Raw genomic sequence first — 19,660 nt, 5'->3', positions numbered from 1 at the left:
ATTAACTTAATTTTTCTAATTGTTTTTGGCAAATTTCTTTTCGTTCTTTTAAAAGTTGTTTTAAAGTTTCATCTTTTTCCGTTTCTATTTCTTCTGTTGCAGTAGCAATTTTATTTTTTAATTCGATTTTAGTAATTAACTTAGTGATTTCTTGATTAATTTCTGTTATTCTGCTTTCGATTTTGGTTTTTTCCTCTTCTAATTTAGTTTTTTTATCAGGAGTCAATTGTGGATTTTTTAATTCTTCTTTTAAATGTTTTAAAACATGATTATTCAGTTCTTCTTTTTCACCGAATAATTTTTGTTTTTCTTTTAAAGAAAGTAATTCTTTTTCTTTCGTTAATTTCTGTTCTGCCAGATGATGTTTTTTAGCCAATGAAGTTTCTTTTTTAGCTTCATTTTCTTTTAATTCTTTTTCACATGCTTGAATCTCTTTTGTTAAATGATTCATATACACTTGAAAAGTAACGAAATTTTTTAAATCAGTTTCTTTTTCTTGTTGTTTTTTAATAATTTGTTCTAAATTCGTTTTGACTTCGGATGTTAAATTTTCTTGTTTTAATTCTTCTTGGAATGTTGTTATTTTTTCTTCTAAAATAGTTAATTCATTGGTTTCTTTTTCACAAGAATTTAAAATGGTAGTTATTTCTATTTTAGGTTTGTTTGTTAAATAATAATAACTCCCTATTATAATTGTTAACAGAGTTAAGAAACCCATAAATAAGCATAATTTGTTCCAGATTCTTTTTCTTTTAGGTTTAGGAACATTATTTTTAGTATTAATAATTTTTGTCATATTTTTTTCTTTTCCTTTATTTTTAAATTTTGTAAAATATTTTTAATAATTTGATCCCCTTGTTTTAAAAGGTGATCTCTTTAACTGGGGTAACATCATCTTTTTTTAATATTTCTTTTTCTTTTTCTTGGGGATTAATATGAAGATTTTTAATAGTTAAAGATAAATCTTTTAAATTTTTATCTTTTTGATTCATCATTTTTTCTACTTCTTTTAAAAGAGTTTTTTGGTTTATTTCCTTATTTTGAGGACGATGATAAATTTTATTATCAAGCCATTTAATAATAAATAAATTAAAAACGCTGCCGATAATAAAACCAAAGGCGAAAGCGAATCCAACAATAAAAGACCAATTACTCATTTTCTTCTGTCTCCTCTCTTTCTTTTAATTCAATTAGGTTACTTTTTAATGTTTTATTATCTTTTTCTCGTTGATGATGATAAACTTCTTGAACTATTAATTGAATATATTCTTTTTCTTTATTATTTAATTTTTTAGAACGAAATTTTTGAAAAATAAGATTGATGACATGAAAAGGTGATAACAAAATATTTGTTAACCCAATTAAAATCGGTTTAAAACCTATTAAAAAACTAGTTATTAAAATATTAGTAGCGATAAAATCGAATCTTCGATTCAAAATTTCAGCAATGGTAAAACCATGGAACCAATCTTTTATAAAAGTAAGCAAACTGACAAAAAGAACTAATAACCATTTTTTGACAAAAGTTATTAACCATTGAAACCAAAGCCACATAATCATTGATTTCCTTTTTTATTTAATTTCTTTTAAAAGTTGTTTTATTTGTTCCACAATAGAAACATTATTTATTTTTGGAGTTGATTGTTTCTTAGCGGAATTTGTTATTTTCTTTTTAATGTTATTTGTTTTTGTTTTATTGTTTTTTTTGATAAAAGGCATTCTTTTTATCCTCCTTTCTTTTTTATTTTTCTTTCTTACTTAATAAAAAGATATAAGGTCTAAAAGGAGATAATGAGTAAAATAACCTTATACCTTTTTATTAAGTAAGAAAGAAATTTTGGATTATTTTTTAGAAATTAAGCTAGTTTAATATTTTTGACTGCTCGTTTTAAAGTATCAGAAACTTGAAATCTAACAGATGTGCAAGCGGGATAAGTAATTTTTTTACCTTGAGGAGTTGTTAATCTACCAGCGGGAACAGTTTTTAAAACAAATTTTCCTAATTTATTAGATAACGTTACTTCTGAATAATTAGTAATCGCTTCTGTTAACACTTTTTCAAAAATGTCATAAAAAGCTTCTGTTTCGATAATGGTAACTCCTCCTTCTTTAGTGATTTGTTGAATTAAATCCGCTTTAGTAAAACGGAATTTTGCTTCTTGTTTTTGTTGATTTTTATTTTTTTTGTTATTTTTTTTAATCATTATTTAAAACCTCTTTTTTTATTTTTTTAAAAATAATTTTCCTAAAGAAAAATCATAAATTGTATCATCAACAATATAGTTCCTAATTAACAATCCATTGGTTTTCTTCATTGGGATGCTCCTTTTGCCTCTGTCATCAAAGCTTGATATTTTTTTAATAAAGCTTGATATTCTCTCCCTTTAATAATCATTTCTTCAATAAAAGAAGGTTTAAGAAAAACTTCTTGAAGGTCATATTCTTCAGGATTAAAGTACACTAAAAAAAGGCACTTTTACTTTCAGAACAGAATAAACCACATTGAATTTGGGCCCAGTAATAAGAAGGAATAATGTTCTTTTGAAAAAAATCTTTCCATGAGGAACTATTTTTATCTAAAGGACATTTAATTTCCAACATCGTATTACTTGCTTGATGATATCCATCTAAAGAAGCCGAAAAAATATCTTTGGTGAATACTGAAGGCTCATAATTTCTTTTGGTTTTCACCGAAAAAAATAAATTGGCTTGTGGTTCCATTTTTTTTCCATGTTCTACCGCTTCATTAGAAATAAAAGAACTACCGAATAATTTTTTTTTAATTAAATCTTCTTGAGTTTCATATGGATTTAAACCCATAATAGTTCCAATTTCCGAAGCATTAACAAAATTTTTCCGATGTTGGAACCAAGCCCAGCTATTTTGTTTTAAATTAATTTTCATTTTAAAACTCCTTTGTCAGATTGATTTAAATTATAATTAGTCATATCAAAACTATAAACTTTACACATTTTCTGTAATTGATTAATGATTCGAAAAGCTTTCATAATTTGGTTCTTATCGTTAGTAATTTGAAAATGTTCTCTTAATTGTTGAGGATTGAAATTACTGTTAATAAAAGTAATTAACCCTTTTTCTTGACGAGCGTTTAAGAGGGGATATAAAATATCATCGCGAAAATAAACTGTCAAATTTTCAGCTCCTAAATCATCGAGAAATAAATACTGAATATTTCTTAAAATATCCATTTTTTTATTTAATTCTTCATCAAACTGAACTGTTCCAAAACTTTAGACACTTTTTGCTTTTTAAAAATTCTTTAAGACTAACTATTAAGTTAGTCTTTTTTTCTTTTCAAAGACTAAAAAATAATTTCCTATCTTTTCTAAGAATATTTTTAGAAAGGAATCAAATGTTAAGAGAAAAATTATTTAAAGATTTTTTAAAAAATAAAAAGAATTTAGAAATGCGTAATCAATTAATCGATTTACATTTACCCTTAGTAAAAAAACTAGTTTCTAAATTTAAATATTATCCATGCGTACTTCAAAAACAAGATTTATACCAAGAAGGGTTTTTAGGATTAATCAAAGCTCTCAATAATTACCAAGATTTAGGTTATGACTTTATCGCTTATGCGACACCAACTATAAAATCAGAAATCAGAGAATTAATAAGAAAAAGTCATTTGCCTTGCATTCCTCAAAAAACTCATAAAACCAATAACACTTTTTTTCAAGAAGAAAAACATACATGGCATTATCAAATCCTTAACCCTCATCAATTATGGTTAAAACAAGTAAATCATGAACTATTTTTAAAAAAACTAAAAACTAAACTAAATAAAAAGGAGTTTAACGTCATTAGATTAAATTTTGGAGTTCCTTTAGGAAATATCAACGAAGATTATCAACCTAGTTATTCCAATCAAGAAATCACCCAAATACTAAATTTAACTTTAAGACAAGTAGAAACTCTTAAAAACATCGCCATCAATAAATTAAAAAAATAAAAAGACCTGAATAAGGTCTTTTTATATTAAGAAAGGAAATATCAATGAACTTAAAACCTAAAAATATTTTAATTATCTTAACTTTAACCTATATCGATTTTATAATTACAAATCTTATGACGTTATTTTTTGATTTTAATTTAGGAATCAAAGCTAACACAACGATAAGCCTTATATCGGATATTGTCTTTTTATTTTATTTATGGATTAAATAGAACAAAAATGCAAAAATTCATTAATTGGGTTGGTTGTAAAAAGAAATTATTACCACATCTTTTACCTTTAATTCCAAAAAAATTTAAAACTTATTACAAACCTTTTTTAGGAAGTGGTGCTTTATATTTATCCTTAATGCCTAAAAAAAGCCATTTTACACGATAATGACACACAACTCATCCAAATATGGAAAAGTATTTTATATAATCCTCAAGATTTTTATAATAAAGCATTAGCTTTTGACAACTTTATGTATCAATATCCTAAATCACAACAAAAACAACAAAAAACAACTTGTGAAAACTTATTAAAACAATATAATTTGTTATTAACAAAAAAGAAAAAGAGATTAACTAAAGCATCACTTTTCTTTATTTTAAGTAAATATTGTTTTCGTGGTATTTGAAGATACAAAGATAATACATCCTTATATACAAATTTTGGTTATAAGCCTAAATATAAAACAGGCATATTAAATTTAAATGATTTATATTCTCCTTACAAAAATATTTTCAAAAAAATAAACATGTCTTGTTATGTACTGATTATCAAAAAATAATTGCCACCACCAAGAAAGATGATTTTGTATTTATTGACTCACCTTATTACAACGGCAAAAACATCACTATATCATCTTTTTACAAAGGAGTTTTTAGTTTTACTGAACAAGTGAAATTATTCAACTGTCTCGAAAAAGCCGATAAAAGAGGAGCTAAATGGTTATACACCAATTATGATACTCCCGAAATTAGAGCATTATTTAAAAATTATTACTTCCAAAGTATTAAATCTAGTACTACCCATAATTTGACAAATAAAAACAATAATCATGAAATCATTATTACCAATTATTAAAAAATTTAAAAATTAGAAAAGAGAAATAAAATTATGTTAAACAACGTTCAATTAATCGGTCGAATTACACATGACCTCGAAAAACAATACATTAACAGTAATAACGAACAAATTCCAAAAATAGATTTTCAATTAGCTGTTAACCAAACCAAAGACAAAGTTCAATATATTCCTTGTGTAGTTTTTAGAACCCAAGCTGAAAATTTTCATAAATACTTACATAAAGGATCTAAAATTTATCTAGAAGGAACATTATCTGTCCAAAAATACACCAAAAACGAGGACCAAAAGAAAACAAATACCAAAGTTATCGTCCATAAAGTCATCTTTTTAGATAATAAACCTCAAACTGATAATTTACCATTTTAAAATAAAAGAACATTGATATTAAACATCTTAACTTTTTAAAAGAAAACCAGAAAGGAGAATAAAAAATCATATGAGCGACGCTATTACTGAAATCGCCCGCGGTACTTACTTCAAAAACCGCAGCAAATTAAAAACCAAAACTAAAAAAAATAAACTCAAAATAAAAAGGAGCCTAATTATGACAAACAAACAAGAAATTGAATTTTATGAAGATGATGATAACAGAATAGATTATGAACTTGAATTGATTAAAGATAATGGATTCTTAATCCAAGAAACTCATTATGAAGATGAATGTATTAATACAACTTGTCCATTTGAATATGATAAAAATACAACTAAATTAATGAAAAAAACACAATATAATTTAGATAGTCAAAACATTGAATATATTCATGAATATGATGCAAATGAACATCTAATAAAAGAAACATATTATAAAGATGATGGAAAATCCATTACATCCATTGTCATTAATGAATATCAAAAAGATGGAACTATTGAATTAATTTATAAATATAATGCAAATAAAAAATTAGTAAAAGAAATCCGTTATCAAATTGATGGAAAAATAATTGATAGAATTCATGAATATGATGCAGACGAAAAACTAATTAAAGTAATTGAATAATAAGATGATGATAAAACTATCGATTTCATATATGAATATGATTTAAATAAAAAAAATACTACTACAACTATGTAACAATTTGAAAAAAATATCAATATTATACTTTTAATTACCAATTTTCACCAGGATTAAAAGCATTATATAGTTATTAATAATAAAAAAAGGAGCGAAAAAAGATGTTTTCACAGTCAATGCTGTTACATTATCCAAAAGATAAAGGGTGCTCTGTTTTTAGCTTTTCGAACGTACCCTAATAGAATCCATTACTTCTAACAAAGAAGTAATTTTATCTTCTAAAATAGGTAAATTCATTTTAAAAACCCGTAAAGCCTACACTGGTAGAAACCCCCAAACAGGCAAAAAACTCAAAATCCCTTCAAAAACTGTTGTCTCTTTCAAACTTTCTCAAACCATTAAAGATAAAGTAAAAGATTTAACATTAGAATAAACCAATATCAACCAACAAAGGAGAAAAAAATATGAATAAAATCATTAAGACAAAAACAAAACCCAATACTCACGAAACAAACCAAAACCAAGAAATAAAAACAATGACTAACCCCAAACAAGAAAATATAACTATTATCCCAATAAAAAAACGCAATTTATTAAAAAAAATAGCTTACATAACGATCATTTTACATTTTATTTTACAAGTCATTATTATTTACTACGATAATAAAATTCCCTGGTTAACAACAGGAATTAATAATTCTCTTGAATTGATTAAATCTCTCATCCCAGGAGGAACTAAATAATATGAATAAAAACATAAAAAACAAAAATAAAATATTAACTATTATCACAATTATTATCGCTATCTTTTTCACTACCGCATCCATTTTCGCTTTAACTAATTACTTTTCTAAACAAAGAAAAGAAAAAATTCAATTAATGAACAATCTTCCTTTTTTCGCTATTGAACGAACAGGCGGAAATAATGAAGATAAAACCCTTTTACCAATTCCCATTCCAAACTTAAACGAACAAAAATATAATCACTTAATTACGATCGAACACGAAGCGACACTAAACTCCAACGGAATGGATATTAATGTTCCTTTATATTTGAAAATATCAACTAAATATGACACACTTCAAACTTTTACCAATCCTGAAAAATATTTAAATGTTGGTTTAAAAGTGGATAACAATGATTACGATGATACTAAACGCCCACAAATAATCTTAGACTCAAACAGCTTAGGAAAACTTAACATCCAAATTAGCATCGAACAAAAAGAAATCATTACTAATAAAAACCCTCAATTAGAGTTAATTTGTGATTACGAATTAGTCGATTCCCAAGGAAAAGCTTATGGCAGCGGCAGTCAAACAATCGAAAATAAAATTACTAATTTATCATAATAAAACATCAAAAGACCAATAATTAATTGGTCTTTTTTTGTTAGAAAGGAACTCAGATGACTATCAAAAACAAATCAAATAAAAATTCAACTAATTTAATAATAATCATAATAATATCTATGGTCTTATTTTTAGGGACTTATGTTTGGATTCATCATCAAACTTTAACGGAAACTGAAACAAACCTCATAAGCCATCATAAAAAATTAGAAATCCAAAATAAAAATCTCCAAGAAATAAAAGACAAACTCCAACAAAACAAAGATATAATCCAAAACCAAATTACCAATACAAATAAAGAATCACAAGAAGAAACAAACACTAATTTACAACAATTAAATAATCAAGAAGAATCATTATTTACTCCTTCTAACAACCAAAAATTCCCTTCTTTCAACCAATTAATCGGTTTCAAAGAAGAAAAACAAGCCGTAGAAGGTTTTATTGATTACCTTAACAATAAAGAAAACTATACCAATATTGGTGAGGTTGATTCACCCTTAGGCATTTTAATGTATGGAGTTCCTGGTACTGGGAAAACAACCTTAGCCAGAACCTTAGCCAAAGAAACTAATTTACCTTTCTTTGAAGTAAGCAGTTCAATCTTTTCCCAAAAATATAAAGGAATTGCTCCACAACTAGTAAAAGATTTATTTATGACAGCCCGTGAAGAAGCTCAAAAAGGAAAAGGAGCTATTATCTTCTTAGATGAATGTGAAACCATCTTTACTAATTTAAGCGGGTTAGAAGCTGGTTCAGAAATCGCCAATGTGGTAAACCAATTCAAAACCGAAATGACATCATTTGAAAATGACCCTGAACATCCTATCTTTATTATTGGGGCTACAAACCACATCGACTAAATTGATGAAGCCATCAAATCCCGCTTCACCTATAACATCGAAGTCAAACCAGGCAATAAAGAAGAAAGAAAAGCCTTTTTAGAATTCTTAATCAACAAACGTAAAAATCCTTACAGCGAAGAAGCGAAAAAATATTTATACAATATTATCAATGAATCCTTAGAAAGGTTACCAGTTAACCACCAATTTAAAAAAGCCAATCGTACTCTAGAAAACCTCTTAAAAACAACAGTAGCAACCTTCGCTAAAAACCGAGGCCAAGGAGAAACACGAAGAAACGAAATCAATCAAGAAGATTTAAAACAAGCTTACAAAATGATAATCTCACAAGATGACACCATTTTAAACACTATCGAACAAGAAATTAAAGCGAAAGGAGGTAAATAATTATGAAAACACCTTTAGGCTTAATTAAAACTTATCTAACCTTTAAATCTTATTTCACTTGGTTTTTAATGGCTTCCGCCATCTTTGGCATCGTCCTTTTCTTTAAAAGAAAACTTTCCACCAATCAAAAAAACAAAACAACAACTTGGCAAGGCTATTTAACTTATTTTTTAATTATTATTGGTATTTTAAGTTTCATTTACTTATGTTTCTTTCATAAACCAAAAGAACCATCCAGTAAATATACTGGTCAATTAATAAATGAAATTGATAAAGCGATTGATAAGTACGATGAAGTCATTAATAACTACCAAGGACTAAAAGATAATTGGGAACAAAAATTGACCAAAGTGGAGGCCGAATTACAAGAACTCTACAAAGCCCAAGAATTAACCCAAGAACAAAAAGCTAAAATTGAAGAACTCATAAATCAAACAGAAACAAAGATTAACGAAATCAAAACTCAAAAACAAGAAACTGAAAATAACATTAATGTCTTAAAAGAACAACTAAAACAAAAAGAAGAAGCATTAGCCAACAAAGAAAAAGAAATAAAACTAACAGAAAAACAAATCGCGGAATCCACTGATTTAACTGAAAAACAAAAATTACGCACTAAATTAGATATCCTTTATGATGAAAAGATAGCATTAGTTAAACAAATTACTGAAATCAAAAGTCAAATAGGATTATTAGAAATCGAAATAAAAGCATTAAATGATATGTTATCCAACGCCCAAAAACTAAAAGATTCCTTACAACGTGATTACAATAAATTAACATCGTGCGAACAAACATTATTCAACCAAATCAACACCATCGAACAACGCCGCGCCGAAATCCAAAACAACATCGACCAAGTCAACAAAAAAATAGAAGAAATCAAATTAGAACAAGACTTATACAAAGTTTTAAAAGAAAAATATAAAGCCATGCATGTTCGTATGCAAACCTACGAAAAAGAAAACGAAGCATCGGCTGGTAATATCATCAAATGGGGATTCAAAGCCTTTGACAAAATAACTGACTTAATCCCTGCTAAATACGGTATGAAAATAATAGGTAAATCAATTACTTTTACACGTAAATTCTCACAAGGGATGACGAAAGCCACTTTAATTCTTCACGAAGGACACCGTTTATGGCATATGTACAACGAAGTAGCGAATGAAAACAAAGAATCACTCCCAATGATTACCAAAGAAGCCTTAGAAATGTATACCAAAGACATCGACCGCGACCTAGCCAAAATCGACGCCGACCAAAAAGACTACCAAAAGAAACTAGAAGATTATAATAAACGTATCGAAAATAATAATTTAAGAAATGAAATGCAAATAGATAAAAACCAATTAACTGAATTTAAAAAACAAGATCGATCAATTATAGATGAATATACTCATATTATTAAAGAATTAGAAACTAAAAGAAAAGAAATAAGTAATGAAGCCAAAAATGAACAGCCAAAAATATTACAACAAGAACAACTAGAAATAAAACTAGAACCCATCGACGAAGAAATAAACACAATCAAAGAAGAACTAAAACTTCAAAACCCTAACTACACAAGAGCCCAAAAAAGAATTAAACAAACTAATCAAAAAAAAATACCTGAATTAATACCTATCCCAGCGTAAAAAACTTTTTCTTTAATATTAATCAAATAAAGTTGTATAATAGTAGTAATTAATTTCTTTAAAAGATAATATCAATTACTACTATTATCGGAAAGGCTATGAAATAATGAACTTTTTTAAAAAATATTGGATCGCTATTTTAATTATCATCGTTTTAGTTATTTCTTTTATTATTGGAATTTTTGAAGGTCTTTATGAAACCAAACAAGAACCAAAATCCTTATCAAATTATCACGAAGAATTAGATAATGATAAACAAGACAATCATCTGCCAAGAACTAAACGCGAATTAGAAACTCCAAAACCTAAAATTAAAATAACACAAGAAAAATATGATAAAATTAAATCTTACATCTTATCAGAAAATGAAAACGAAGTTTTTACATTAAGAGGTCTTTCTCAAGAAGAAATCACAGCAATTGAAAAAGCTAGAAATTCACAAAAACAAACATTAAAATTCGAAAAAGAAGATAAACAAAATATAGATGAAGAACAAAACAAATGCGACGGTTATAATAAACAAATAAGTGAACTTGATCCCAAAAAAGATGAAATCGAAATAAAAGCATTAAATGATATGTTATCCAACACCCAAAAACTAAAAGATTCCTTACAAAGAGATTATGATAATTCCCAAAATAGTTATGGAGATCCTTTAAAACCTCTCAACTCCCTCTATGAAATCATCCCATCTGAGTGATAAAAATAAAAGGATATTTAATTAATGTTAAAATTAAAAAACCAATTGAACCTAATTTATCTTTATTTAATAACTTTTATAGGATTATCATTTATTTTGAACAATAATCAAATAATGGCAATGGAAAACAATAATTTATTAGATTCAAGAGCATCGGAGGAACATTTATATCTAATAAACAATAAGATTTGGAGTTTGTCCGTAAAAAAACAAGAATTATTTATGTTATCTGCATCTAACGGAGATCAAAAAACCAAATCTATATTAAATAAAAGATATTTTTGTTATATAAATATGATGAAAAATCTAGAACAACAAAGAAATACAATTATCAATAGAGGTTATTATAATAACCCAATTTTATACCATTTAATAAACGATTTTAATCAACAATTAGCAAAATTAAATATAAGTTATTAAAATAATAAATAATAGATACAAAAATTAATAAATTCCCAAGAAGACCCCTCCCAGGGTCTTTTTCTTTTACCTAAACACACAACAACTTACAAGGTCATTAAACTAAAACCCCAAGGAGGCAAACAAACCATGACTAAAACCAAAACCCTAAAAAAGTTTTCTTAATCATTTCTTTATTAATTACTATTTTATTCATTCAACCTATCTGCGCCCATAACTATTTCCATAAACAAACCAAATCAACTATTAAACTAGTAAACTACCAAACCCTTCAACAAGAATGGTTAAACACCCAAACAAAAATGAAAAGATACGACATCAACGTTCTAGAGAAAAAAGATATCCCTAATATCTTAGAATATTTCAATATCCAAACTTCCACTTATAATCTCGAAGAGCCCTCATACAACCCTTATGGACGTAAATTTTTCTTAAACAAATTCAAAAACCCTCCTTCAGGCCTCTTAGAGGTTTATTTTAAACATCGCCCTAATCCTTTTAATATCCAATACCCCGATGATGAAGATTACGAATATACCTTAGAAGATCTCCTAAAATACGAAATCGCCATCGAAGAAGCCTTTATCTTCTGGGATGCCAAACAAAAATCTCAAGAAATCCAACCTCAAATAAATTTAGTAGTTAGCAACATCTTCAATGATCAAAACAAAGAAGAAGTAATCAATCATTATTTAATGGAAAATAACATCATCGAAGAACCAAAATTGATTAAATTAGGTTGTTATAACACCACGCCTAATACTGGTTTAGTCGTTCCCTTACCCCAAGAAAATCTAAACGATATTCAAATCGACGCCATTTATTTTGATGATGGAATTCGTATCATAGAACCTCAACAAGGAAATATCCAAGATCTCTTAAAACTTTCCAATGGCGCTAAAAACATCTATCTTTTCATCTTCAACACTATAAAAAGAGCAATCCACATTAATCTCCCAAACTCTCTTAACCCCTATAAAGACATCCGAGATTGGAAAAGAGCCAATAATTTATATGCTTATGAAGGAGAATATAATAGAGAATCTAAAAGTGGAAATAATCCTATAACTATTACCGAACCCACTTATAAAGAAATTAATATTTCATATGCTATTAATTTATTAAAAAATACTTTTGAAACTGAAGATAAAATATATCGGATTACTTGTCAAGATACAAAACCAAAAAGAGATATTTTAATGGACTACCAAAAAGATTATATTGCATGGTTAAACCAATGTTATATCAAATATGGTTGTACCTATCAAGGAGAAACAATTAGAAACAAATTAGGTCGTTCATCTAAAACACTTTATGATGAAAACGGTAATACACATTATTATAAATATGAAGCAGGTTGGACAAATGATGATTGGTATATCGACGGAAACGATTGTTGTTCTGGTGGTGATCGTTGGCAAACAAGAACTTATTATCAATTTTTAGACACAATCCGACCACCTAAAAAACCAGATATCCTCGATTCTTAATTAAAATATCATCCAAAGACCCTTCACAAGGGTCTTTTTTTATTACCCAATACTTAAAAAAAGAAAGGAACTATTAAATATGTTCATTAAAAAAATATTACCATCTTTATCCATTAACATCATTATCTCTATTTTATTAACACCTTTAATTTTTATTAATTATTTAATCAAATTCTATCTTTTTACTTATCAATTAAGCATCCAAAGGTTAAAGAAAGGCATCGTAGTTAGATTTTATCAATATCTAACCACTATTAAAACTAATAATCATGTGGAATCGCATTAATACTTGGTTAACAAAGTTAAATAATGGGTTTGTTGCTATAAGTAATTGTTTTTTTAATAATCAAAACCAATAGCTTAATTTAGTTTTATTAACCATTATTTTATTATTTTTACCTCATCTCTTATGTTTAATTGATTTTCTTTTTAAATTTTTACATTATATAATTAAATTTATTTATTATTTAGGCCAATATATCATCTCATTATTTAAGAAAGAAAAATAACCATGCAAATCAAATTATCTCAACGTACCAAAGAATGGTATCAACATCGAAAAAAATACATTAACGCTTCCGAAATCGGCAGTATCACAGGTAATGATAAATTCCGTTCCTTAAATCAACTAGTCCATGACAAAATCTTTGGCACTACTTTCACAAGCAACAAATACACCGAACACGGAAATAAAACTGAACCAATTGCTCGTGCTTTCTTTGAAAAAACCACCAAACTAACTTATCCTGATACTATCTTTACAGATGACAAAGAAAAAATGTTTTCCGCTTCCTTAGATGGTTATAATCAACAAACCAACACTCTCTTAGAAATCAAATGTCCTTATCGCGATGAAAACAACAACATATCAACATTATGGAATGGCTTTTTATCAAACAAAGAAGTACCCTTAAACTATTGGGTTCAAGTTCAATGTCAACTCTATTGTTCACAAGCTAAATTTGCTTATTTTTTAGTTTATTTTAATGATAATGATTATCATGTAGTCAGAATTTACTTAGACAATAACTTTATTACCAAAATGATTAACGATAGGAAAAATTATTTAAAACTTTTAGCCAATGCCAAAGAAGAACTAAAACAAACCACTTACTTAAAAACCTTAACTAAAATTAAATATTAATTAAACCAAAGACCTTCAGTTCGAAGGTCTTTTTTTATGCCAAATTTCAATTCAAAGGAGAAAAGTAATGAAATTAATTATCTTTGAAGGACTAGATGGAAGTGGTAAAACAACTTTAATTAACGCCTTCCAAAAACATTTGAACTGCCAAAAGATTTCCAACAAAATTTATCAAGGTTTAGGGAGTAGTTCTATTGGTCTTCAAATTAGAGATTTATTTTTAAATGTTGAAAAAGTAGCTTATCTGGCACGTTTTTATTTAAGTATCGCTAATATGGCTCAAATTCAAGAAGAATTAATTTCCCCCCAATTAAAAAATAATCAATTAATTATTTTAGATCGTTGGTTACCTTCTACTTATGCTTACCAATTATTTCCTTTTCTTCAAAAAGAAAACCATTCTTTTCAACAACTTTTTCAAATTACGCACCAAAATTTAATCCTTAAACCTGATTTATTAATTTATTTAGATATCGACCCTCTCATAGCAAGAACGAGAAAGAAAAAACAAAAAAACCATCAAAGAGATATCATCGAAAGAAAACCTTTACCTTATTTTCAAACCGTTCGTCAAGGATACTATCATTATCTCACTCATTATCAAAGCGGAACTAAATTAATCTTAAGCGGAATGATTCGATTCAATCTAATATTCAAAAAATTATGAATTATCTAGGAGAAAAATCATGTCAATAGTTATCAAAAAATGTCAAAACGGTAATCTCTATTTTTATTACCGTAATGGGAAAATCAAAACCATTAAACCTGACGGCACCATTACTTGGAAAACGAAAAAATTAAGAAGAAAAGACCTTAAAAAAAAGGTCTTTTTTCTTTAGAAAGGAAGTAAGATGGATGTTAACTAACGAAAATTTTTACCAAATTAAACAATTTAATACTAACACTCAATGCATTGAAATTTTAAAAAAAATTTTTCATAAAACATCATTTTCACTTACTTTGACATGAATATATGAAAACCATCACCATCTACTCAACCATTATTTTAACCAAAAAACATCACTCTCAAAGTCAAAAAGTCATCCGTGGTAAAATCAATGAATACCTCATTTTATTATATTTTCAAAACAAAGGCATCACTAATTTATATCCCAGGCTTATTTATTTTTCCCCGATATTCGCTTTGATTTAGTTTTATTTACTAAAAATAAAAGAATAATCGCTTTTAATTTCAAAACTTGTCTCCGCGAATGCTATAAACAAACCATGATAGAAGCCCAACAACTCAAAAAATTAGACACCCGTTTTGAGTTTTATTTATTAACTAACAACGAAAAAGAAACTCAAAGATTAAATAATAAAATCAACTCAGGCAAAGTTCAAGGGATTAATCAAGTAATTAACTTATTTTCCAACTCAGCTAACGATTTCTTACAAAACTTAATTACCACTAAATTCATCCCTTTTTCTAACATCAATATCATTAAAAAATAAAAAAAAGGAGTTAATATAAAATGTTAACTAACGAACAAAAAGCGTTAAAACAACTAATAAATTATATCGAACAAGGTCAATGGGAAAAGTTAAACCTTTACTGCCAAATAATTAACCCCAAAAATCTACTTAACCCCAAAAATACAAAAATATTTACAACTTTAAAATATTTATTTTTAGAAAAACAAACAACTCATCCTTGGGATAAAATAAAATCTCAAACCGATATAATCAAAGAGTTATTAACATATTTACAAACTAATTTTCCAAAAGATAACTTTACCAAAGAATCATTATCTTTTTGAAATAATGATTTTAGTAAGGAAAATAACCTTGATTTCTTAGATAACTTAAAACACACCTATACCCAAGAAAAACTGTTTCAACAACTATTAAAAACTATTAGCCCTTCTTTTGAAAATAAGGAACCTTATCATAAACATTTATATTACCAAGAAATCTTTGATAAATTAAGAAAATTTATGGCTTTTATTCCTCACAAATCCGACCAAACCTTATTAACTTTAAATCAAATGTCCTCTTGTCATCCTGAGTTTTTTGCCACCGACAACCAAGCAAAACAAAAAATTCAAGAAGAATATTACCGTTTATCAGAAATTTTCCGTGGATTAAATCAAGCAACTAAAGGATTCAAAAAAAGACAAATCATCACTATTGGTGGCTATACTGGTTTAGGCAAAACCACTTTTGGCTACAACCTTCTTTTAGATATCGCCAAAACTAAATACCAAGAAAGTTCTCATTATCCTCATATTTTAGTATTTTCTTATGAAATGACCTTAGAAGAAAATTTAAATCGTTTATTAGTCCACCAAACTCAAATTCCTCTAGATGTTATTTTAGATAAAAAATTTGAAGATGCCAATATCACACCTCTCAAATGCACGGAAAGGATGAAAATAGCAAAACAATTTTTTACCAACATAAATTTATCATTTAGTTATGATAAAAGCAAAAATATTGATTATGTCATTGATTTAGTTTATCACCTTCATTTAGAAAAACAAGTAGAAATTATCGTCATTGACCACCTTCAAATAACCAAAACCACAAACCACTTAGAAAACGACCGTCTAGCTATTGATGAAATTATGACTAAACTCAAACAATTAGCCATTGAATTAAACATCGTTATTATTATTTTATCTCAATTTTCAAGAGATACATACAGTAATTACCAAGGAAAATCCCCTGAAATAACCGCTTTAAAAGGAAGTGGTGGAATTGAAACCAATTCTGATATCGTCTTAATGATGTCTGAATTTAGACCAAAACTAGCCAAAGACCAAGAAAAACCTTTAAATATTTATAATTCAACCTTAAATCAACTTTATTTAGAATCTGATGACAATGAAAATCAAAAAATAATCGAAGTATGTATCAAAAAAAATAGAAGTGGTACCAAAAAAACCTTAATTTATCACTTTGAAATGAGTACTCAAACTTTCCAAGAAATCGGTTATGTTTTACCTTATCAAATAGAAACTTATTATTAATCAAAAAAATAGGAGTTAAAATAAATGAATCATCAAGACAAAATTAAACGCATTAAAACTAATTTTCCCATGATTGTTTTATTAAAAAAATTAAAAATTTTACCCCCAAACTTCAACACCAAATATCGTTTCCCTTGTCCCATCCATCAAGGAAACAACCCAACTTGTTGCCGTTTAACTTCAGATAATAAAATTCATTGTTGGAAATGTTGTAAAGATTACGATATTATTGATGTTTATATGGAAATAAGAGGAATTAAAACCTTCAATAACGCCCTCGAAAAAATTAATAACTTTATGAAAACTCAAGAATTTAAAAACTTAATCCAACAAAAAACTTCAACCCCTAATATTTCTTACAAACCTTTTAAATATCAATTCCACCCCAATAAAATCAACAACCCAATTGATGAAAAAGAAATTAACACCACAAAAACACAATTATTTAAAGAAATATCACCTTTATTTAACCAAATTAGAGATTATTATCATTATTTATTAACTACTAACCGAAATAACGAATCTCACCTAGGATTAGAATATTTAACTCAAAAAAGAAAATTAACTCTAGAAACCATTAAAGAATTTAAACTAGGTTATGCCCCATTATCTGATAAATCTTTATCTTTTCGTCTAGTAAATTATTGTAAAAAACAAAATATCGATACAACCAAATTAGTTGAATATGGTTTTGTTAAAGAAAAAACCAATCAACAAAATAAAAAATATTATCACGATACTTTCCATGGTTCCATCATTATCCCTATTGAAAATGGATATAATAAAACATTTCATTTTTATCAAAATAACTTTCGCGAAGTTTCTTATTTGCAACCTAAATATAAATCCCTCAATAATTTTAGTCAAACACCTACTTTTCATTTCAGTTATCGTTTTTTCAAAGCTTTACCGTATATAAAAAAAACTAAAACAATCATCATTCATGAAGGTTTTTTTGATGTCATTAGTTGTTGGCAACACGGCATAAAAAATGTCGTGGGTTTAATTTGTGTCGCCCAATTACTTTCCCAAACCCAAATGGATATTCTCAAAAAAGAAAAGATTAAAGTCATTATCGCCCTCGATAATGACGAAACTGGAAGAAAAAGAAACGCAGCCTTAGGAGAACAAATAAAAGAACAACAAATCCCTTATGAAATTAGACGCATTTTGCCCCCTTATGACAAAACTTGTAAAGATGTTGATGATTTATTACGACAATTCGGCCAAGAAGCATATCAAAAATGTTTTTTAGACCCTTATGTTTCCTATGAAGAAGCAGAAAAAAAACAAACAGTCGATTTAGCTATTTATTTTTTTGGAGAAGATAAAGTTGAAGTAATTAAATAATTATTTATTATAAAATACCAATTAAACAACAACAAAAGTATTATTTTGCCCTATATGACCTTTAAAAATAAAATTAATAATATGAATCACGCACATTCAATTATTAGGCCAAAAATGGATAAATATTTTAACAAAATTACAAAAACAAATCCAAAGGAGAAAATAAAAATGAAAAACGACCTTAATCAAGGAATTAAAATCGGCGGATGGAATACCAAAACCACCCCTACTGATTTAGAACAAATTAAACTCTTTTTACAAACTTTAAAACAAGATTTAATCAACCTGACCATTATAACCCATTCTAAAAAGAAAAATACTTATCAAGAAGCCAATTATCGCCCTAAAAACCAAACTCTCTTCGTCGATCCTCAAATCTTGGATGAAATTAAACAAACAAAAATAACCTTAATTAATGATAATTTCTCTTCTAGTAATAGCAAACTATTACTTTCAGATTTAAACCCTCTTAAAAGCCAAAATAACCCCCTTAAAACCTATCATGATATCTTTCAAATCAATTATAAAAATGAATCTAAAAATATCATCAAAGAATTAATTGGCAAAATCAATCTTCATAAACTAGAAAACTTACAATTATACCAACTAGAACCCAATAAACTAGATAAATATAATAATCCTATCAAAATAAACTATAAGAAAGGTTTAAATATCATCTATTATCGTCAAGAAGATTTAAAATATATTCAATTCTTTTTAACTAAAACGAAACAAGGTTATCGGGTGAAAAAGATACACCCTAAATATAAATATATTTCTCAAGACTGACACTTTTATGACATTTCACTGACACTTTTATGACAGTTTAATGACAGTTTTATGACACTTCGCTGACACTTTTATGACAGTTTGTCTCTCAAATATTCTATATAAAGACAAACACATTTAACTAGGGATATTTTATATTTTATATCGATAATGATAATGATACTCGATATTTGATATCGTTGTATCATTTTTTATCATTATTATTATTCGATATAATAAAAACCTCTTTTTTAATTAATTTTATTTTTTTAATTTATTTCAATCATTAAATCAACTTTAATTTTTAAATTAATTGCCTTCCCAATTATTAATATATTTATATATTAAATAAAAAGATAAACGCGCTTAAGCGCTTATTTAATAACTATAAATAGATAAAATATAATCTATTTAATTGAATCTTTATTTTATTATTAATAGTTTTTTTTAAAAAAATTAAAGAGCTTTGTTAATTAAGTTTTTTTAATTAACCATTTTTGATATTTAAAATCTCTTA

General features: G+C 26.8%; 25 protein-coding genes and 5 pseudogenes. 22 read left to right on the top strand and 8 right to left on the bottom strand.

What is annotated here, in order from left to right; translation table 11 throughout:
- Position 1: 1 nt before the first annotated feature.
- The 8 genes from AADV48_RS00715 to AADV48_RS00680 form a co-directional block, all read right to left on the bottom strand.
- Positions 2 to 796: a hypothetical protein gene (locus tag AADV48_RS00715; RefSeq protein WP_341266690.1), complete on the bottom strand. Its 795-nt coding sequence runs from the start codon at positions 794 to 796 to the stop codon at positions 2 to 4.
- 64 nt (positions 797 to 860) lie between these two features.
- Complete coding sequence (locus AADV48_RS00710; RefSeq protein WP_341266689.1) at positions 861 to 1,157, bottom strand: hypothetical protein; 297 nt, start codon at positions 1,155 to 1,157, stop codon at positions 861 to 863.
- Positions 1,150 to 1,554, bottom strand: a complete 405-nt coding sequence (locus tag AADV48_RS00705; RefSeq protein ID WP_341266688.1) for a hypothetical protein — start codon at positions 1,552 to 1,554, stop codon at positions 1,150 to 1,152. The genes AADV48_RS00710 and AADV48_RS00705 overlap by 8 nt, the downstream gene beginning before the upstream one ends.
- Positions 1,555 to 1,572: 18 nt before the next feature.
- Complete coding sequence (locus tag AADV48_RS00700) at positions 1,573 to 1,719, bottom strand: hypothetical protein (RefSeq protein WP_341266687.1); 147 nt, start codon at positions 1,717 to 1,719, stop codon at positions 1,573 to 1,575.
- A gap of 137 nt (positions 1,720 to 1,856) precedes the next feature.
- Positions 1,857 to 2,204, bottom strand: a complete 348-nt coding sequence (locus AADV48_RS00695) for an HU family DNA-binding protein (RefSeq protein WP_341266686.1) — start codon at positions 2,202 to 2,204, stop codon at positions 1,857 to 1,859.
- A 107-nt stretch (positions 2,205 to 2,311) separates the two neighbouring features.
- Positions 2,312 to 2,461, bottom strand: coding sequence for a hypothetical protein (locus AADV48_RS00690; RefSeq protein ID WP_341266685.1), 150 nt, complete (start codon positions 2,459 to 2,461; stop codon positions 2,312 to 2,314).
- Entirely contained in the window at positions 2,461 to 2,904 is a 444-nt protein-coding gene (locus AADV48_RS00685) for a lambda-exonuclease family protein (protein WP_341266684.1), read from the bottom strand. Before AADV48_RS00685 ends, AADV48_RS00690 begins: the two co-directional genes overlap by 1 nt.
- Positions 2,901 to 3,209, bottom strand: a complete 309-nt coding sequence (locus tag AADV48_RS00680) for a hypothetical protein (RefSeq protein WP_341266683.1) — start codon at positions 3,207 to 3,209, stop codon at positions 2,901 to 2,903. The genes AADV48_RS00685 and AADV48_RS00680 overlap by 4 nt, the downstream gene beginning before the upstream one ends.
- Positions 3,210 to 3,373: 164 nt before the next feature.
- On the opposite strand from AADV48_RS00680, the gene AADV48_RS00675 reads away from it, so the two are divergent.
- From AADV48_RS00675 to AADV48_RS00575, 22 genes and pseudogenes are all read left to right on the top strand, one after another.
- A complete protein-coding gene (locus tag AADV48_RS00675; RefSeq protein ID WP_341266682.1) occupies positions 3,374 to 3,973 on the top strand; it encodes a sigma-70 family RNA polymerase sigma factor in 600 nt (199 codons plus the stop codon).
- Positions 3,974 to 4,195: 222 nt separating this feature from the next.
- On the top strand, positions 4,196 to 4,354 hold the full coding sequence (locus AADV48_RS00670) for a DNA adenine methylase (RefSeq protein ID WP_341266681.1): 159 nt from the start codon (positions 4,196 to 4,198) through the stop codon (positions 4,352 to 4,354).
- 85 nt (positions 4,355 to 4,439) lie between these two features.
- Positions 4,440 to 4,595 carry a hypothetical protein gene (locus AADV48_RS00665; RefSeq protein ID WP_341266680.1) on the top strand — a complete coding sequence of 52 codons (156 nt, stop codon included), beginning with the start codon at positions 4,440 to 4,442 and terminating at the stop codon, positions 4,593 to 4,595.
- A gap of 125 nt (positions 4,596 to 4,720) precedes the next feature.
- Positions 4,721 to 5,044 carry a DNA adenine methylase gene (locus tag AADV48_RS00660; protein WP_341266679.1) on the top strand — a complete coding sequence of 108 codons (324 nt, stop codon included), beginning with the start codon at positions 4,721 to 4,723 and terminating at the stop codon, positions 5,042 to 5,044.
- Positions 5,045 to 5,077: 33 nt separating this feature from the next.
- The gene (locus AADV48_RS00655; RefSeq protein ID WP_341266678.1) at positions 5,078 to 5,413 is read left to right on the top strand and encodes a single-stranded DNA-binding protein; all 336 of its coding nucleotides are present in this window, start codon (positions 5,078 to 5,080) and stop codon (positions 5,411 to 5,413) included.
- Positions 5,414 to 5,483: 70 nt separating this feature from the next.
- On the top strand, positions 5,484 to 6,044 hold the full coding sequence (locus AADV48_RS00650; protein ID WP_341266677.1) for a DUF2963 domain-containing protein: 561 nt from the start codon (positions 5,484 to 5,486) through the stop codon (positions 6,042 to 6,044).
- A 9-nt stretch (positions 6,045 to 6,053) separates the two neighbouring features.
- A pseudogene (locus AADV48_RS02940) lies at positions 6,054 to 6,119 on the top strand (hypothetical protein); the annotation flags it as partial.
- A gap of 163 nt (positions 6,120 to 6,282) precedes the next feature.
- Positions 6,283 to 6,492, top strand: a pseudogene (locus tag AADV48_RS00645) (HU family DNA-binding protein); the annotation flags it as partial.
- Positions 6,493 to 6,523: 31 nt separating this feature from the next.
- Entirely contained in the window at positions 6,524 to 6,802 is a 279-nt protein-coding gene (locus tag AADV48_RS00640) for a hypothetical protein (protein ID WP_341266676.1), read from the top strand.
- A 1-nt stretch (position 6,803) separates the two neighbouring features.
- Positions 6,804 to 7,412: a hypothetical protein gene (locus AADV48_RS00635; RefSeq protein WP_341266675.1), complete on the top strand. Its 609-nt coding sequence runs from the start codon at positions 6,804 to 6,806 to the stop codon at positions 7,410 to 7,412.
- Between the two features lie 56 nt (positions 7,413 to 7,468).
- A pseudogene (locus AADV48_RS00630) lies at positions 7,469 to 8,662 on the top strand (AAA family ATPase).
- A gap of 2 nt (positions 8,663 to 8,664) precedes the next feature.
- Positions 8,665 to 10,299 carry a DNA double-strand break repair protein Rad50 gene (locus AADV48_RS00625; RefSeq protein WP_341266674.1) on the top strand — a complete coding sequence of 545 codons (1,635 nt, stop codon included), beginning with the start codon at positions 8,665 to 8,667 and terminating at the stop codon, positions 10,297 to 10,299.
- Positions 10,300 to 10,405: 106 nt separating this feature from the next.
- Positions 10,406 to 10,999: a hypothetical protein gene (locus tag AADV48_RS00620; RefSeq protein WP_341266673.1), complete on the top strand. Its 594-nt coding sequence runs from the start codon at positions 10,406 to 10,408 to the stop codon at positions 10,997 to 10,999.
- Positions 11,000 to 11,023: 24 nt separating this feature from the next.
- Positions 11,024 to 11,419, top strand: a complete 396-nt coding sequence (locus tag AADV48_RS00615) for an SVM family protein (protein WP_341266672.1) — start codon at positions 11,024 to 11,026, stop codon at positions 11,417 to 11,419.
- A gap of 302 nt (positions 11,420 to 11,721) precedes the next feature.
- The gene (locus AADV48_RS00610) at positions 11,722 to 12,909 is read left to right on the top strand and encodes a hypothetical protein (RefSeq protein ID WP_341266671.1); all 1,188 of its coding nucleotides are present in this window, start codon (positions 11,722 to 11,724) and stop codon (positions 12,907 to 12,909) included.
- A gap of 79 nt (positions 12,910 to 12,988) precedes the next feature.
- The gene (locus tag AADV48_RS00605; protein ID WP_041624809.1) at positions 12,989 to 13,195 is read left to right on the top strand and encodes a hypothetical protein; all 207 of its coding nucleotides are present in this window, start codon (positions 12,989 to 12,991) and stop codon (positions 13,193 to 13,195) included.
- A gap of 225 nt (positions 13,196 to 13,420) precedes the next feature.
- The gene (locus tag AADV48_RS00600) at positions 13,421 to 14,053 is read left to right on the top strand and encodes a lambda-exonuclease family protein (RefSeq protein WP_341266670.1); all 633 of its coding nucleotides are present in this window, start codon (positions 13,421 to 13,423) and stop codon (positions 14,051 to 14,053) included.
- A gap of 67 nt (positions 14,054 to 14,120) precedes the next feature.
- The gene (gene tmk / locus AADV48_RS00595) at positions 14,121 to 14,720 is read left to right on the top strand and encodes a dTMP kinase (protein WP_341266669.1); all 600 of its coding nucleotides are present in this window, start codon (positions 14,121 to 14,123) and stop codon (positions 14,718 to 14,720) included.
- Between the two features lie 188 nt (positions 14,721 to 14,908).
- Positions 14,909 to 15,508 (top strand): annotated as a pseudogene (locus AADV48_RS00590) (hypothetical protein).
- A 20-nt stretch (positions 15,509 to 15,528) separates the two neighbouring features.
- A pseudogene (locus AADV48_RS00585) lies at positions 15,529 to 17,025 on the top strand (replicative DNA helicase).
- A gap of 24 nt (positions 17,026 to 17,049) precedes the next feature.
- Positions 17,050 to 18,375, top strand: a complete 1,326-nt coding sequence (locus AADV48_RS00580; RefSeq protein ID WP_341266668.1) for a toprim domain-containing protein — start codon at positions 17,050 to 17,052, stop codon at positions 18,373 to 18,375.
- Between the two features lie 168 nt (positions 18,376 to 18,543).
- Entirely contained in the window at positions 18,544 to 19,164 is a 621-nt protein-coding gene (locus tag AADV48_RS00575; RefSeq protein ID WP_341266667.1) for a phase variable surface lipoprotein, read from the top strand.
- Positions 19,165 to 19,660: the final 496 nt, after the last annotated feature.

Source organism: Candidatus Phytoplasma fraxini (assembly GCF_038024965.1).
GTDB lineage: Bacteria > Bacillota_I > Bacilli_A > Acholeplasmatales > Acholeplasmataceae > Phytoplasma > Phytoplasma fraxini.
Note: the sequence above shows the minus strand (reverse complement) of the source record. Positions and strands in the feature narration are given on the sequence as shown.